Raw genomic sequence first — 15,388 nt, 5'->3', positions numbered from 1 at the left:
CAGATCGTCAGCCCAACTTTAAGGTGTAGCCTTCGAAAAGCTATCCCATGACGAGGAGAGGACTTCATGATCAGCAGAATTCTATTCGTAATCGTTGCGATGTTTGCCGTAGCCAATCTGAGTGCTTGCGGAACGATTGGCAAAGGCAAGGGGAAGGCCCCACCGCCAGCAGAAGCTGTCTACAAGTAGCATATCGCGTTTGATTCTTGGGAAGGGTCACGTAGACCCTTCCTCTTCATCCCCATAGATCGCCAGGCTTGTGCTTCTTCGCAACTCACAGCGCACGCGTGGACTTAATGCTGACTTCGGGCTCGTGTTCGTCAGGGCCTGCATCTGGAGCTTACTAATGGCGCTTGGAAGAGGCGGTGTGCCGCTAGTTATTGTGATGGCGGTTGTTCTATCATCGTGCCAGACAGAAGATCAAAGACCGTTACCGCATTATACGTCCAACGGCAGGGGCCTCGCTCCAACCAATGCGGCCGAAAACAAATCAAATCGGTATTTCATCGAGTTCCGCTCCCGCTATGCGCTAACCTACGGCCACACCTATGTCGTTTTCGGCCGGACGGATAAGAACGGAAATATGATCAATCCCGAAGTCGCAGGACTTGCCCCAGCTTCTCCTGATGCCGCGTCCTATGTCGTCGGCCACTTCATACCCGTTCAGGCCTCGACCGGAGCAACAGACGGTGACCTGGAAGAGCAGTACAGGTCGGCGAGCTGGCGCGTGATGCTGACTGATGATGAATACAGCGACACAGTTGCATATATACGCAAATTGCAGGCAAAATCCCATCTCTGGGAGGCGTCGGTTTATAATTGCAACGCCTTTGTTGCGGATATCGCGCAGCATATGGGCTACAAGACGCCAGGCATCTGGCTAAGGCCGCAACAGTTCATTACAAAACTTCGGCAAATGAATACAGGTTGATGGCGCACGGGCATCCAGGAAGGCAGATCACAGAAAGGTTCTGGTGACTTGATTTGAACTTATCAGTAGCCGTTGTCGGCGAGATTGTCTGGGTTCTTGGAATTGTCGCATGGTGCATCATACGATACCCATTCGAGCGTCGCGCAAAACGAGTGCCGGTCGTCAGTAACCGCCGTACCGTTTCGGAGGCGGTTGGACTTGCTGCAGCTCTCGCAGGGCTTGCGATTGTGCCGGGATTTTACGTCGCGACCGGCATCCCTGGAGCGGCCGACTATACCTCCCATTTATGGGCCGTTGTGATCGGTGCGATACTCTTTTGCACCGCAATGTGGGTCTTTCGAAGAACCCACAAGCAATTAGGGCGAAACTGGTCCATTACGCTGGAGATCCGACAAAAGCACGAATTGATCAGCGCCGGCCCGTACTCCCTTGTCCGTCACCCTATGTATACGTCGTTCCTTCTGATGGGGCTTTCTCAAGCGTTTCTGCTGTCGAACTGGGTGGCCGGAATGGCGGGCCTGATCGGCTTCGCGGTACTATTCTTCCTGAGGGTGGACAAGGAAGAGCGTATGATGTTGGAAGTTTTCGGCCCAGAGTACAGCGCCTATATGGCGAAGACCAAGCGCATCATCCCCTATCTTTACTAGAGGTATCAAGATGAGAGGCCGAACGATCAAGCTTTCGGCGTCACGACGACTCGTCGGAGATCTCATGAGGTTTTCGATCGGAGTGCCGCGTGTGACAGTTCAGCGGCAAATGAACCTCCGCCCCCTGCTGGAGGCCAGACACGGGCTGGATACCCGCCCGTCCTGGACGGTGCTTTTCTTGAAGGGATACGCTCTGCTCTCTCAGGAAACGCCTGAGCTGCGGCGCGCCTACATCAAGTTTCCAAGGCCGCAGCTCTATGAATATCCGACAAGCGTGGCCTCCATTGCCCACGAGCGCGAGCATGACGGAGAACGGGTCGTTCTGCTGAGCACCATCAAAGGTCCCGAGCAATGCTCAATCCCCCAGCTGGAAGCACTTGTTCGCTCTGCAAGGTCCCTTCCTGTTCTGGAGATCAAGGACTTTCGGCGCTCTCTGAAACTTGCTCGCGCGCCCGCGCCTGTCAGGTGGCTGCTCATGTGGCTCGGGCTCAATATCGGGCGGAAGCGTGCGCGCTTTTTCGGCACGTTTCAATTGTCCGTCTATTCGGGCCTCGGGGCGGAGTCCCTCAACCCCCTCACCCCACTGACCACACTCCTCAACTACGGTCCAATCAGCGAGGATGGATCGGTTGCTGTCCGTGTCCACTATGACCACAGGGTCATGGATGGAGCGAATATCGCACGGGCATTGGAACGGTTCGAAAGGATCTTGAACGGCGAGATCGTCGAGGAAATCAAAGTCCTCGCCCAGAGCGGCGCCCCTGCCATCACATCGGCAGCAGGAGCATCGAAATGACTTTACAGGATGAATTTCGTTCATCCGTCGTCGTGGTCGGTGCTTCCCGCGGCATCGGACGGGCAATCGCCAAAGTTGCCGCCCGAGAGCACAATGTCGTCGTGCTCGTGGCGCGCTCGCCTGAGGGTCTCGCCGCAGCGGCGCTCGATGTGGAGCAGGCCGGAGGTAAGGCTTTCACGCTGGAACTGGATCTCCTCGCAGCCGATGCGTCGGCACGTCTGGAAGCTTTCCTAGCCGCCAAAGAGTTGATCTGCGGTGTCCTGGTCAACAGTGCTGGGTATGGCCTGCGAGGCCCGGCAGCAGCACTCCCCGTCAACGATCAGCTTGGGATCATCGATCTCAATATCCGCGCCCTGACCGACATGACACTTCGCTTCCTGCCTGGAATGCTGGCGCGCGGACGTGGCGGCGTGATCAATCTCGGCTCCATAGCGGGTTTCTTTCCCGGGCCGTACATGGCTTTATATTATGCAAGCAAGGGGTTCGTACGCTCATTTTCCGACGCACTCCATCAGGAAGTGTCGCGCGCGGGTGTAACTGTGACCTGCGTCTCGCCTGGACCGGTATCCACAGAATTCCTTGAAAGGTCCGGCGCGGACCGGGCGGCTCTATTCAAGATATTGCCGAAGCTGGATGCTGACTATGTCGCCGAGCGCGCCTGGAGCGGTTTCAAGTCCGGCCGTCGCCGCGTTGTTCCCGGTATTTCAGCCAAGTTGATCACTCTTGTCGCCGCGCTCCTGCCGACTGCAATAATTCTACCCCTGATAGGCCGCCTGCAGCGCAGGAGGAAGGATTCATGAGATCTCGGCTCGAAGACGGTCGGGGTATTCGGTCCCCGGGGCAGAGCACACTTGAGAGATGATGCTTGCCATGACGCCAAGCACACGGAAATCCTAACCCGCCGTGTGACCTTGCAGGCCCGCAACAGATGCAAAGGCAAATGGGGAATCATCGCCGGTTCAACGCCAGTTGCTGTGGACTCCAATTACCCTTCCAGGGATCATTGTCGTGTTTTGCGGCTGTTCGAACTTCATTACAAAGTGCGTAATCAGAACGACCAAAAGTATTCCGGGCCAAACGATCGCGAGCAGTAGCCCCAGAACCCTGGTCGGCGTCCACGAAGGTCGCAATGCAACCCGACCCTCCGCGTAAGAGAATCCCATAAAGGCAAGTGCCACGACGAAATAGGCGATCACGGCAATTATCATCGTGAAATACTCCTCAGCTTTGACGATCGCGACTGTGATCGTTCTTCATCAAGTTGACAGTGGAAGGTCTCCCGGTCCACGCTGGAGGTCAACTCAACCAATAGGCTACCTTGCATCCACGGATCAAATGAGGGGTGCTGCAAGAGCAAAATTCCCAGCCAAAGTCGGCGCCCTTCGTCCATTGAAGCCGGATCGCCGGCCCTCCTTGCGAGCACCTCTTCCTTGTTTGAACAAGGCCGGTTTGGGTAAAGAGCCGTTCCCGGGACATTCGCGCCACTTCACTTCTGTGAGCCTGCAGTGGTTCAGGCAGGAACCCGATCACACCGTCCACCCTCAGGAGCGCCTTCGGCAGTCCCTCGCAAACCCCTCGTCATCGACGGCTTTCCAACCATGCAAGGGCCTGTTCCTTTTGCGTAAAACACCGGATTTCCGTAAGCGTCCGGCGAATAGATTTTATGCCTGCTTACGGTTTTGAGCCTCGATTCGAACCTGTTCTTTAGCCATGATGCGTTCGATCGTTTCCGGGTCACAATGATCCGCGACCAGGAAGCTTCGTAGTCCGCCCTTCCAGCTCCGGGCATCGCGCAGGAGTTCCTCTATGCATTCGATGCCGCGATCTGTAAATCCGGTTATGCCATCTTCGGACCCGTCTTCTATGTGGATCATCTCGCCGTAGTCGATGTTGTCGGAATTGTACGTGATCTCTTCGAGCAGCTCCATATCCTCGTCGATGAGGTCCGCGACGGCTTTGATCGTGTATACGCGGGTCGAGCGTGCCATCAGGCGGCCTCGCATCGGGCTTTTGCTGGTGTCCAATTCCAGGGCAACAGGTCTTCAAGTCGGTCCTTGGGGTGATCCTGGATCCGGATCAGGACATCTGTCAGATAGACCTCCGGATTATGGCCGTGCAATTTGACCGTTTCGATGATGGTCAGGATGTTGGCGATGCGATCGCCACCCTTGTCCGAGCCTGCGAATAACCAGATGCTATGACCATTCCTCCTTGCGATGTCATTCGTTGAGCGCAGCATAGCCTGGTGCCATTTCGGCCGATGGGGAGGATGGATTCGTCATGACTGACTACGATGCATATATTGGGTTGGACGTCCACAAAGACTCGATCTCCGTTGCCATTGCAGACGCTGGCCGTTCTGGCGAGGTCCGTCTATTCGGAGCGATTCCGAACGAGCCAGACGCGATCTCCAAACTTGTAAAGAAACTTTCGAGCAGGCACGGACGGGTAGAGTTTGTTTACGAGGCAGGGCCGTGTGGATACAACGTCTTTCGGCAAATTGAGGCGTTGGGGTTTGTTTGCCGGGTAGTCGCGCCAAGCCATACCCCTGTCCGACCGGGCAATCGGCAGAAGAACGACACTCGCGACGCCATGATGCTTGCAAGGCTGTTGCGCGCCGGAGAACTTACCTTCGTTTGGGTTCCTGATGTCGTGCACGAGGCGATGCGTGACCTAGTGCGAGCCCGGTCTGTCGCGTCTCACGATGCGCGGAAAGCACGAACATTGATCCAACTGTTTTTGTTAAAGCATGACCTCCGGTATTCAGCCAAGTCATGGACTTCGAGGCATAGAACCTGGCTACGCAACCGACATTTCCAACATCATGCACAGCAGATCGCGTTTCAAAGCTATCTAAATCGACTGGAACAGGCCGAGGCCCGCAAAAAGGAGTTGGAGGATCAGATCGCTGTCATTTCTCAAACATGGTCCCTGGCACGTACAGTGATGAACCTGCAGGCCTTCAAAGGCATAGGCTTGGTCATTGCCGCAACACTGGTCGCCGAGGTCGGAATATTTTCTCGCTTCGACAGTCCCCGGAAGCTCATGGCATACCTTGGACTGGTCCCTGGAGAGCACTCAAGCGGCGGTTCCGTTCGACCACGCGGGATAACGAAGACAGGCAACTCGGCCCTTCGCGCCTTGCTCTTCGAAGCTGCCTGGTCCTACCGCGTTCAGGCCAAGGTTGGGAACTGGATGCATAAGCGACGCCCGGACGTCCCGCAGGCCATTAATGACATCGCCTGGAAAGCACAGGTGCGGCTGAGCTCTCGATACCGCAAATTGGTCGGATCAGGTAAAAAGAGCAACGTGGCCATCACCGCGGTCGCTCGCGAGCTTGTCGGCTTCCTATGGGATGTTGCTCGCAAAACGGAAGTCGAAACAATGTCACCTGCTGCTTGAGAGCTAGCCCATAATCAGCGATCGGGAATGGTCAGAGCGTCGGGAGCGGAGAAGGAATCCTCGGGCAAAAATTTGGACGGGTTTATCCTATGTCCGTAGCCAGATCGAGGCAGCCTTCCGACGCATCGTCACCATTGGGTAGCCAATCCCAGGACAAGAGTTTGAGCAACCGTCGAGTATTCCTGGCGCTCTGACCCATCCCGACCGTGACGCAATGCTATACGCTGCCTGCGTGGTGGGTGGCGCTTTAAAGTGCGTCCCAATACTTGATAATGGTCATAAGAATTTTTCCTTCCAATTCCAAGTGGACGCATGGCTCGTTCAGCTATGTTGTTATCGATTTCGACACGGCCATCGTCGATGTAAACGCTCAAGGCTGTCCATCGCGAGAGGGCGTATCGCATTGCTTCGGCCAGCTTCTGCTTCTGTGGCAGCATCGGAAGCGTCGCCTCGATCCAGGCCTTCAACTCTCCCAGCTGGCATGTTGTTGGCGCAGGGTACGCCGCTCGTCAGCCGACATGCCGCGGATACGGTTCTCGATATCGTAGAGCGCTCCGATCCGCGACAACGCTTCCTCAGCGATCGGAGACGGCTTCAGCTTGATCACGTCATGGAACTTGCGGCGCACATGCGCCATGCAGGCGGCCTCGACGATCTGGTTGCCGTAGAGCTTCTTGTAACCCCCATAGCCATCGGCATGCATCACACCGCTGAAGTTTGCGAGGTGGTCGGCCGGATGCATGCCCTTGCGGTCAGGGCTATAGTAATAAGCGATGGCACCGGGAGTGGCGGCTCGATAGCCACTGCCGTCGAAGACATAGACCCAGACCCTGCCGGTTTTTGTCTTGCCCCGTCCGGGGTCGAGAACATCGACGGGGGTATCGTCCGTATGTATTCGGTCAAGCGCGGCGATATGGGCTCTGATCAGCAAGATGAGAGGAGCCAGTAGAACGGAGACGCGACCGACCCAGTCCGCCATCACGGATCGGGAGATGTCTATCCCCAACCGGTCGTACATCTCGGACAGGCGGTAGAGGGGGATGTGATCGTCGAACTTGGCGACCATGATATGGGCGAGCAATCCCGGTCCGGGTTTGCCGCGCTCGATCGGCAGGGTCGGCATCTCGCCAGCCACTGTCGTATCGCATTCCCTGCAGATCATGCGCTTTTCGACATGGCGGACAATCTTCACCGACGCCGGCACGTGCTCCAGCACCTGGACCACCCTGTCGGCCGCCTTCAGGAACGAGGTGCCACCGCAGGTCGGGCAATTGCAGGGAGCTGCATAGACCAGTTCTTCGGTGGCGAGACCATCTGGCAATGGCTTGCGCTTCGGCTTCTCGGATGTGTCGTCCAACTCCGGCAGAGGGGTTTTCCCGGAGCGCAGTTCAGCCTCGGCACGAGAGGCCTCGATCTCCTCCAGCATCAGCTCAAACTGCTCGATCTTCCGGTCGATCTTTTCCGAAGACGCGCCATGCTGCCGGTGTCGGAGCAATTCCAGTTGCGCCCGCAACAGCCCGATAATGGAGTCGCGCTTGATGACTTCGGCTTCCTGGCTCTCAAGTTTCGCCGCCTGTTCCGCGACGAGTGCGCGCAAAACAGATAGCTCGTCCTGACTGTGCAGAGGCGTTGTTCCCATGCCCGTAAACGTAGCAGATTTGCCCCTGGAGCGCCAGAATTTTGCCCCGGATTTCCCTGCAAAATAAGCGTTTTAGCCCGTTCTCGCCGGGGCCGAAGTCATGCAGGTCGGCGCCAATCAATCCCTTCCACAAGCATCGAGAGCTGCGCCTGCGTCAGGTGCGCAACGCCCTCTTTCGCCGTCGGCCATGGAAAGTATCCGCGCTCAAGAACCTTGTAAAATAGGCAAAACCCTTGGCCATCCCACCAGAGAAGCTTGATCCGATCGGCGCGCTTTCCGCGGAAGCCGAAGATCGCACTCGAGCCCGGTGCCTCCTTAATCGCCGTCTCGACCAGCGCCGATAGACCATCAATGCCACGCCGCATGTCCGTTACTCCGCAGGCCAGATAGACCCGCACATTCCCGGAAGGTCCGATCATGCCGCCTCCAGACAGGCCACCAGCGACGTAAGCAGCTTCAGCTCAACATCAATCGGGACTTTCAAGCCCCGACCGTTTCGTAGCGAGATCTCAATGACCGCTGGCGTCGGTGGCGTATCAGGTGCCTGGGTAGCGCTCACTTCCTCGGTGATTTCCACCGGAAGGAACATCGCTGGTCGACCAACATAGCTGAAGGACTGCCGCCACAAACGGATTTGGCCAGGATGAATGTCATGCCGGCGAGCCACATCACCAATGCGAACACCAGGTTGATCCGCTTCTGCCAATATCCTCAGTTTCGCTTCGTCCGACCAACGCCGTCTGCGCTCAGTCCCGGACATGATCTCAATTCGAGCCATGAAACCTCTTTGATCTGGAATTAATGTCAGCACTAATGCTGGTTCTAATGCCAGAACATCGCCTGATTTGGCCGATCAGAGAAATCTGCTCGCCGGACGCTTACGGATTTCCGGGTGAAGGAAAACGCCGGCGATACCCGGAACGATTTTCAAAAGCGCACTATTCGTCACGACTGCGATACGGTGGATTCTTCGGTGGTGACGAGCGACAAACTTCAGATGTGCAGTGAAAGCCGAAAAGCTCTGCCATCCGGGAAACAAACCGATCGTGATCATCAGACCGGCGACCTTGCCCTCTGAAGTCTGGCAGGCATCGACCGCTTTTGCGATCGTCTCGAAGTCCGCCTGCCCGAGAGGACCCTGAGGCGCAACAATCAGGATATTTTTTTCACGCAGGGGCTCAAGGAGAACCATGGCGGCATTTCCTCATCTGAACCAGGATCCTTCCGGCGCGTGCCTTGGTTCCTGCGCCTGTCTGGCAGGGGATATTCCCTGCCCACTAGGGCTTGAGGTCGTGGGCTTGGCCAGACGCGCGCAACTGTTCAAGCGTTTTGCCCAAACAGGTGCCACCTACCGTGTCACCAACCGCTTTTGCATTCCCGTCCAACGTGATCGTGCCGGCAAGCCTATCCGCGGCCAAATAAGTTGCGGTGCCGTCTTCGGTGACCCTGGATAAATAGAATGCGAGTTGAGTGCCCTTGTTCTTGCAGGTGATAACAAACGGAAATTGAGCGAAAGGATCCTCTTGCGCGTAGGCGGCGGAAACTTCAAGCACTCCCAACATCATCCAAATGGCAGCGAGCGTCGCCACAACCGTCTTCAGAGATTTTTTCATTGTTACAAGCGATGATCGAGTCATAGGCGCGCTCCCAGCAACCCATAGTCTATCCATGACAGATAGACGAAGCCTGATCGTCTGTGTGTCAAGATTGCTGATATTATCACGTATCAGCACATCCTTGAACGGCCTCGAAATTATTTCCGATCGGCCAGCTCGTGATTGGGCAGCGCGCGATGTCCCGTCCAAAGATTTCCAAAAAGAAATTTCGAAGGGTACCTTTCGTGCATCACCATCACGGCGATGCCGACCGGAGAGGCACCCAACCCGGCGATGAAAATTGACCTTGCGGATCAAAGCAAAAAATACCCCTTATCGAGCGTAACAGCATCGTCCAGGTGGATTGCGAAATCCGCCTTTTTGTCACCGTTTACGTCGCCATAGATATAGGTGTCCGAGGTCGTTTTCTCGTAACGGAGTTCTCCGGCTTTCCCCGCGAAGGCTTTGGTTCCGATGAAAGAAAAGGCTTGGTCCCCGGATAGTTGAGTATTCGCGTCAAACGCAGAGATGTCGATGCGGTCACCCTGCCCGGCATTGAAGTCGAGGACGGTATCGCGGCTCGTTGCCGAGACCATCGTATCGGACAGAGCCTTGAAGACGAATATGTCGGCGCCGACGCCGCCAGTCAGATGATCCGCCCCTTTACCACCGTACAGCGTATCGTTGCCGATATCGCCAAACAATTGGTCATTGCCATCGCCGCCTTGCAACGTATCATTGCCGGCTCCTGCGACAATTTTATCCTTGCCGATCCCACCCTTGAGCGTCTCGCTCCTGAATGTGCCGTTTACGGTCTCAAGCAGATCGTTCACAGTGATCGTGAACGTCTTGGTGGTCTTCTCTCCATTTTTATCGACCACTTGCACGGTGATGGTGTCGCTTTGCAAGGTTTCGTAGTTGACCGAATTCGCCGTCACCAGCTTGTTGCCCAAAAGCGTGAACAGGCCGCCGGCATCGTCGGTCAGGCTGTATACCTGCGTCCTGCTTTCCGGTTCCGCAGTCGAGAACGTGCCGACCGTGGTGCCAATATTGACATTCTCATCAACGTTTGTGTGGGAAAGCTTAATGTTTGCCGGGCCTTCATCAAGGTTCGTCACATTGATCGTGAAGGTCTTCGATATCTTGTTGCCGGCGGCATCCGATACCTGAACGGTCACCGTGTCGGACGGTGTCGTTTCGAAGTTGATCGCCTTGGCCGTCACCAGCTTGTTGCCGGAAAGCTTGAACAGGCCACCGGCACTGTCGGTCAGGCTGTAGCTCAGCGCTCCGCCTTCCGGATCGGTCGCAGACAGCGCGCCGACCTCGGTACCGACAGCGACATTCTCGGCAACGGTTGCCTTGGAAAGACCAAGCCCCGTCGGCGCTTCATTGACGTTCGTCACATTGATCGTGAAGGTCTTCGATATCTTGTTGCCGGCGGCATCCGATACCTGAACCGCCACCGTGTCGGACGGTGTCGTTTCGAAGTTGATCACCTTGGCCGTCACCAGCTTGTTGCCGGAAAGCTTGAACAGGCCACCGGCATTGTCGGTCAGGCTGTAGCTCAGCGCTCCGCCTTCCGGATCGGTCGCAGACAGCGCGCCGACCTCGGTACCGACAGCGACATTCTCGGCAACGGTTGCCTTGGAAAGACCAAGCCCGGTCGGCGCTTCATTGACGTTCGTCACATTGATCGTGAAGGTCTTCGATATCTTGTTGCCGGCGGCATCCGATACCTGAACGGTCACCGTGTCGGACGGTGTCGTTTCGAAGTTGATCGCCTTGGCCGTCACCAGCTTGTTGCCGGAAAGCTTGAACAGGCCACCGGCACTGTCGGTCAGGCTGTAGCTCAGCGCTCCGCCTTCCGGATCGGTCGCAGACAGCGCGCCGACCTCGGTACCGACAGCGACATTCTCGGCAACGGTTGCCTTGGAAAGACCAAGCCCCGTCGGCGCTTCATTGGCGTTCGTCACATTGATCGTGAAGGTCTTCGATATCTTGTTGCCGGCGGCATCCGATACCTGAACCGCCACCGTGTCGGACGGTGTCGTTTCGAAGTTGATCGCCTTGGCCGTCACCAGCTTGTTGCCGGAAAGCTTGAACAGGCCACCGGCACTGTCGGTCAGGCTGTAGCTCAGCGCTCCGCCTTCCGGATCGGTCGCAGACAGCGCGCCGACCTCGGTACCGACAGCGACATTCTCGGCAACGGTTGCCTTGGAAAGACCAAGCCCCGTCGGCGCTTCATTGACGTTCGTCACATTGATCGTGAAGGTCTTCGATATCTTGTTGCCGGCGGCATCCGATACCTGAACCGCCACCGTGTCGGACGGTGTCGTTTCGAAGTTGATCACCTTGGCCGTCACCAGCTTGTTGCCGGAAAGCTTGAACAGGCCACCGGCATTGTCGGTCAGGCTGTAGCTCAGCGCTCCGCCTTCCGGATCGGTCGCAGACAGCGCGCCGACCTCGGTACCGACAGCGACATTCTCGGCAACGGTTGCCTTGGAAAGACCAAGCCCGGTCGGCGCTTCATTGACGTTCGTCACATTGATCGTGAAGGTCTTCGATATCTTGTTGCCGGCGGCATCCGATACCTGAACGGTCACCGTGTCGGACGGTGTCGTTTCGAAGTTGATCGCCTTGGCCGTCACCAGCTTGTTGCCGGAAAGCTTGAACAGGCCACCGGCACTGTCGGTCAGGCTGTAGCTCAGCGCTCCGCCTTCCGGATCGGTCGCAGACAGCGCGCCGACCTCGGTACCGACAGCGACATTCTCGGCAACGGTTGCCTTGGAAAGACCAAGCCCCGTCGGCGCTTCATTGGCGTTCGTCACATTGATCGTGAAGGTCTTCGATATCTTGTTGCCGGCGGCATCCGATACCTGAACCGCCACCGTGTCGGACGGTGTCGTTTCGAAGTTGATCGCCTTGGCCGTCACCAGCTTGTTGCCGGAAAGCTTGAACAGGCCACCGGCACTGTCGGTCAGGCTGTAGCTCAGCGCTCCGCCTTCCGGATCGGTCGCAGACAGCGCGCCGACCTCGGTACCGACAGCGACATTCTCGGCAACGGTTGCCTTGGAAAGACCAAGCCCCGTCGGCGCTTCATTGACGTTCGTCACATTGATCGTGAAGGTCTTCGATATCTTGTTGCCGGCGGCATCCGATACCTGAACCGCCACCGTGTCGGACGGTGTCGTTTCGAAGTTGATCACCTTGGCCGTCACCAGCTTGTTGCCGGAAAGCTTGAACAGGCCACCGGCATTGTCGGTCAGGCTGTAGCTCAGCGCTCCGCCTTCCGGATCGGTCGCAGACAGCGCGCCGACCTCGGTACCGACAGCGACATTCTCGGCAACGGTTGCCTTGGAAAGACCAAGCCCGGTCGGCGCTTCATTGACGTTCGTCACATTGATCGTGAAGGTCTTCGATATCTTGTTGCCGGCGGCATCCGATACCTGAACCGCCACCGTGTCGGACGGTGTCGTTTCGAAGTTGATCACCTTGGCCGTCACCAGCTTGTTGCCGGAAAGCTTGAACAGGCCACCGGCATTGTCGGTCAGGCTGTAGCTCAGCGCTCCGCCTTCCGGATCGGTCGCAGACAGCGCGCCGACCTCGGTACCGACAGCGACATTCTCGGCAACGGTTGCCTTGGAAAGCGCCAATCCCTCAGGTGGCTGGTTGATATTGATCTCGAAGGCCTTTGAGGCGGTGAGACCAGCGATATCCGTCGCAGTGATGATAATCGTCAGCACGGGCGTTGCCAGCGGATCGAGATTGGCGTTGGTCTTGAGACGCAGCTGATTACCGACAATCTCAAACAGTGCCGAACTGTCGGATGTGAGACTGAAACTTATCGCATCACCATCAACATCATGGGCAGAAAGCGTGCCGACGACTGTGCCTGCTACCGCTTTCGGCGTGAGAACGTGACCCGAAAGTGTCACGTTCTCCGGTGCGGAACTGCTGCCAAGCGTTCCGTCGTTGAACTGCAGTATCTCGATGCCCGTAAGCGTATCGGTTCCGTCAGGGCTACCCCCGCGCAAGTCTTTGACGGTCTTGCTGCCATTGGAATTTACCGTCACGAGGTAGTCGACGATATCGCCTGAATAGACGGCCTTGTCGGAGCCAAGGCCACCTTTCAGCGTGTCATTCCCAGCCCCGCCGACCAGCGTATCGTTGCCGGCGTCACCGTCGAGCGTGTCGGCACCCGCGCCGCCTTCAAGCCGGTTGTCGAGCCGGTTGCCCTTCAACGTATCCGCAAAATCGGAACCAACCGCATTTTCGATATAACCATCGCCTTCAAGGAAGCCGAGTGCCGAGTTGATGACGGCCAGGGCGTTGGCGCTATCGGAGCTCAAATCCAGCACGGCGCCGGCGCCCAGCGTTTCAACGAATTCCTCATAGGCGGATGCTACGCCTTCGGTGACCGCGAACACGGGAATGATACCGGCCGCAAGAAGTGCGGCCGCGACCTGGGCAATGGCGGGATAGTCCTCGCCCGTACCGGGGATCGTACCGTTCAGAACCGCATCGCCGTTGTTGGCAACGGTGATGCCGCCGGCGGCGCCGTCACCAGCGATGTGGGGCGGAGCATCAGTGAACAGGATCGCAACTTTGTTCGCGCCCGGGCGCCACCCCACCTCGACGGTCCGCAGAGCGACCTGCATGAGGGCTTCCAGCTGGCTTTCCTCGGTATCGTTCCCACCGAGGATGGCGAGATTTCTATATGTATCGAGAAAATCCGCGGCATCATTGGTGAGCGCGAGATCCGTGCGATACACGTAATCGCCACTGCTACCAAAGGGATATACCGGCTTGTCTACGAAGGAGCTCAATCCAAAATGGGCATTCGTGTTGCTGGCCAGGACCAGGTTCAGCAAATCCGGCAGGAATGTCCTGACGGTAGAGATATCATCCCCATAGGAACCACTGAGATCCTGCACGAACATGAGATCGAGCGGCTTTGCCTCGCCGCTGAAGGCGCCACTTTCGAATTCAACGCTACGCCCATCCACAACACCGCCCGTCGTCAGGTCAAGCGTCACGCCGGAGCGGGCTTTGGATGCGTCGATTGTGTCGGTGCCGCCGATGTCCTTGATAAGAACCTTGTCGCCTTCTTCGGGCGTGCCAGAGGCTTCAACACGGAACGTGTCATTGCCGGAACCGCCGATCAGGATGTCATTGCCATCGCCTGCAATCAGCACGTCATCGCCAGCACTACCTTCAACTTTGTCGTCGTCTTTCCCGCCATCGAGCGTATCGGCGCCGCCAAGCCCGCGCAGGCTGTCGTTTCCGCCAAACCCATACAGGCTATCGTCACCTTCCGTTCCAACCAATATGTCGTCGAAATTGCTACCTATTGACCCGTCCAATCCCTCCGACCCGTCCGAGAATTGGGCCAGCTCGACATTATAAATTTCGTCCGTCCCACCGGGCGACCCTTCGCGCAAGTCTGTGATTGTCACATGGCCGTCGTCACCGATGACAATCTCGTAGTCCGTGCGCGCGCCGTCCAGGACAAGGGTATCGAGGCCATCTCCCCCGTAGATGATATCGTCCCCTGCGCCGGCCTTGACGATGTCATCGCCCTTGCCGGCGTATATTGCGAATGCCTGGGTCGCGCTGGAAAAATCGATGCCGTTGTTGTGTGCACTCCCCCAGATCTCACCACCCACACCTGATTGAATGTTGAGAACGGCATCTCCCGCCCCGTTGAGATGGAGATAGATCGTTTCGAAGCCTGCGTAGTCGGCGTGTCCGCGAATGGTATCAAAGCCGCTCAGGAAGGCTGCGGTAGCAGAGACGTAACCCGCTTCAAGTGTCTCCACTTTTGTTGCGGTCGAGGTTTGAAGATTGGCCCAGTAAACCCGGAGAATATCATTTCCGTCGCCACCATCGACAGTATCGGTACTGTCAACGACGGTGATGATATCGTCTCCGCTGCCGGCATTGATCGTATTGCCGCTATACCACTCGCCAAAAATTTTATCATTGCCGATGCCACCGTTCAGCGTGTTGATGCCGCTGCCGCCGCGGATCGTGTCGTCGCCGTCTCCACCCTCGATGGTGTCGTCACCCTCGCCACCATCGAGGATATCGTTGCCACAATAGCCATTGATTGTGTCGTTGCCACCATAGCCGCTGATCGTATCGTCGCCGCTTGTTCCATTAAGAACGTTGTCGTCTTCATCACCATCGATCGTTTCGCCAACTCCGGTACTCATGGAAAACTTCCTCTGATAGACTTCGTTTCCTTCTGAACCTGACGCCCAGGCTACGACCCAGCGACCACCAGGCAACGCGGTGGTCTGGGGGGCAAATTGCATTTGGAGTGTGTCGTATGCCTCGGATTTCGGTGCCGATGGCATCGCCATTGGCATCAAAAAC

General features: G+C 57.0%; 12 protein-coding genes and 2 pseudogenes. 6 read left to right on the top strand and 8 right to left on the bottom strand.

The window, feature by feature from the left end; translation table 11 throughout:
• Positions 1-69 precede the first annotated feature (69 nt).
• The 5 genes from QO002_RS03115 to QO002_RS03095 all read left to right on the top strand — a co-directional run bounded on the left by QO002_RS03115 (position 70) and on the right by QO002_RS03095 (position 3,174).
• Positions 70-189 (top strand): ABC transporter, encoded by a 120-nt coding sequence (locus tag QO002_RS03115; RefSeq protein ID WP_307233116.1) that lies wholly within the window; start codon positions 70-72, stop codon positions 187-189.
• Positions 190-346: 157 nt separating this feature from the next.
• Positions 347-931 carry a hypothetical protein gene (locus QO002_RS03110; protein ID WP_307226585.1) on the top strand — a complete coding sequence of 195 codons (585 nt, stop codon included), beginning with the start codon at positions 347-349 and terminating at the stop codon, positions 929-931.
• Between the two features lie 53 nt (positions 932-984).
• Positions 985-1,578: a protein-S-isoprenylcysteine O-methyltransferase gene (locus tag QO002_RS03105; RefSeq protein WP_307226582.1), complete on the top strand. Its 594-nt coding sequence runs from the start codon at positions 985-987 to the stop codon at positions 1,576-1,578.
• 10 nt (positions 1,579-1,588) lie between these two features.
• The gene (locus tag QO002_RS03100; protein WP_307226580.1) at positions 1,589-2,374 is read left to right on the top strand and encodes a hypothetical protein; all 786 of its coding nucleotides are present in this window, start codon (positions 1,589-1,591) and stop codon (positions 2,372-2,374) included.
• Positions 2,371-3,174 (top strand): SDR family NAD(P)-dependent oxidoreductase, encoded by an 804-nt coding sequence (locus tag QO002_RS03095; protein ID WP_307226577.1) that lies wholly within the window; start codon positions 2,371-2,373, stop codon positions 3,172-3,174. Before QO002_RS03100 ends, QO002_RS03095 begins: the two co-directional genes overlap by 4 nt.
• 861 nt (positions 3,175-4,035) lie before the next feature.
• On the opposite strand, the gene QO002_RS03090 is transcribed toward QO002_RS03095, so the two are convergent.
• Together QO002_RS03090 and QO002_RS03085 are read right to left on the bottom strand one after the other, a co-directional pair.
• Positions 4,036-4,362: a hypothetical protein gene (locus tag QO002_RS03090; RefSeq protein WP_307226575.1), complete on the bottom strand. Its 327-nt coding sequence runs from the start codon at positions 4,360-4,362 to the stop codon at positions 4,036-4,038.
• Positions 4,362-4,598 (bottom strand): annotated as a pseudogene (locus QO002_RS03085) (transposase domain-containing protein); the annotation flags it as partial. The gene QO002_RS03090 and the pseudogene QO002_RS03085, both read right to left, overlap by 1 nt.
• 56 nt (positions 4,599-4,654) lie before the next feature.
• Here QO002_RS03085 and QO002_RS03080 point away from each other — a divergent pair.
• Complete coding sequence (locus tag QO002_RS03080) at positions 4,655-5,776, top strand: IS110 family RNA-guided transposase (RefSeq protein ID WP_307226573.1); 1,122 nt, start codon at positions 4,655-4,657, stop codon at positions 5,774-5,776.
• A 284-nt stretch (positions 5,777-6,060) separates the two neighbouring features.
• Here QO002_RS03080 and tnpC read toward each other — a convergent pair.
• From tnpC to QO002_RS03050, 6 genes and pseudogenes are all read right to left on the bottom strand, one after another.
• Positions 6,061-7,415, bottom strand: a pseudogene (tnpC, locus tag QO002_RS03075) (IS66 family transposase); the annotation flags it as partial.
• A gap of 98 nt (positions 7,416-7,513) precedes the next feature.
• The gene (tnpB, locus tag QO002_RS03070; protein ID WP_307226570.1) at positions 7,514-7,834 is read right to left on the bottom strand and encodes an IS66 family insertion sequence element accessory protein TnpB; all 321 of its coding nucleotides are present in this window, start codon (positions 7,832-7,834) and stop codon (positions 7,514-7,516) included.
• The gene (gene tnpA, locus QO002_RS03065) at positions 7,831-8,193 is read right to left on the bottom strand and encodes an IS66-like element accessory protein TnpA (protein ID WP_307226568.1); all 363 of its coding nucleotides are present in this window, start codon (positions 8,191-8,193) and stop codon (positions 7,831-7,833) included. The genes tnpB and tnpA overlap by 4 nt, the downstream gene beginning before the upstream one ends.
• A 75-nt stretch (positions 8,194-8,268) precedes the next feature.
• Complete coding sequence (locus tag QO002_RS03060; protein WP_307226566.1) at positions 8,269-8,607, bottom strand: SpoIIAA family protein; 339 nt, start codon at positions 8,605-8,607, stop codon at positions 8,269-8,271.
• 85 nt (positions 8,608-8,692) lie between these two features.
• On the bottom strand, positions 8,693-9,052 hold the full coding sequence (locus QO002_RS03055) for a hypothetical protein (protein WP_370878447.1): 360 nt from the start codon (positions 9,050-9,052) through the stop codon (positions 8,693-8,695).
• A gap of 272 nt (positions 9,053-9,324) precedes the next feature.
• Positions 9,325-15,225, bottom strand: coding sequence for an Ig-like domain-containing protein (locus QO002_RS03050; protein ID WP_307226564.1), 5,901 nt, complete (start codon positions 15,223-15,225; stop codon positions 9,325-9,327).
• Positions 15,226-15,388: the final 163 nt, after the last annotated feature.

This window comes from Pararhizobium capsulatum DSM 1112 (assembly GCF_030814475.1).
Lineage (GTDB): Bacteria > Pseudomonadota > Alphaproteobacteria > Rhizobiales > Rhizobiaceae > Pararhizobium > Pararhizobium capsulatum.
Note: the sequence above shows the minus strand (reverse complement) of the source record. Positions and strands in the feature narration are given on the sequence as shown.

Coding starts and splice junctions, on each gene's coding strand:
- QO002_RS03060 (WP_307226566.1), bottom strand. CDS start 8,607: ATGGTTCTCCTTGAGCCCCTGCGTGAAAAAAATATCCTGATTGTTGCG.
- tnpB (WP_307226570.1), bottom strand. CDS start 7,834: ATGATCGGACCTTCCGGGAATGTGCGGGTCTATCTGGCCTGCGGAGTA.
- QO002_RS03055 (WP_370878447.1), bottom strand. CDS start 9,052: ATGACTCGATCATCGCTTGTAACAATGAAAAAATCTCTGAAGACGGTT.
- QO002_RS03090 (WP_307226575.1), bottom strand. CDS start 4,362: ATGGCACGCTCGACCCGCGTATACACGATCAAAGCCGTCGCGGACCTC.
- tnpA (WP_307226568.1), bottom strand. CDS start 8,193: ATGGCTCGAATTGAGATCATGTCCGGGACTGAGCGCAGACGGCGTTGG.
- QO002_RS03110 (WP_307226585.1), top strand. CDS start 347: ATGGCGCTTGGAAGAGGCGGTGTGCCGCTAGTTATTGTGATGGCGGTT.
- QO002_RS03100 (WP_307226580.1), top strand. CDS start 1,589: ATGAGAGGCCGAACGATCAAGCTTTCGGCGTCACGACGACTCGTCGGA.
- QO002_RS03080 (WP_307226573.1), top strand. CDS start 4,655: ATGACTGACTACGATGCATATATTGGGTTGGACGTCCACAAAGACTCG.
- QO002_RS03050 (WP_307226564.1), bottom strand. CDS start 15,225: ATGAGTACCGGAGTTGGCGAAACGATCGATGGTGATGAAGACGACAAC.
- QO002_RS03095 (WP_307226577.1), top strand. CDS start 2,371: ATGACTTTACAGGATGAATTTCGTTCATCCGTCGTCGTGGTCGGTGCT.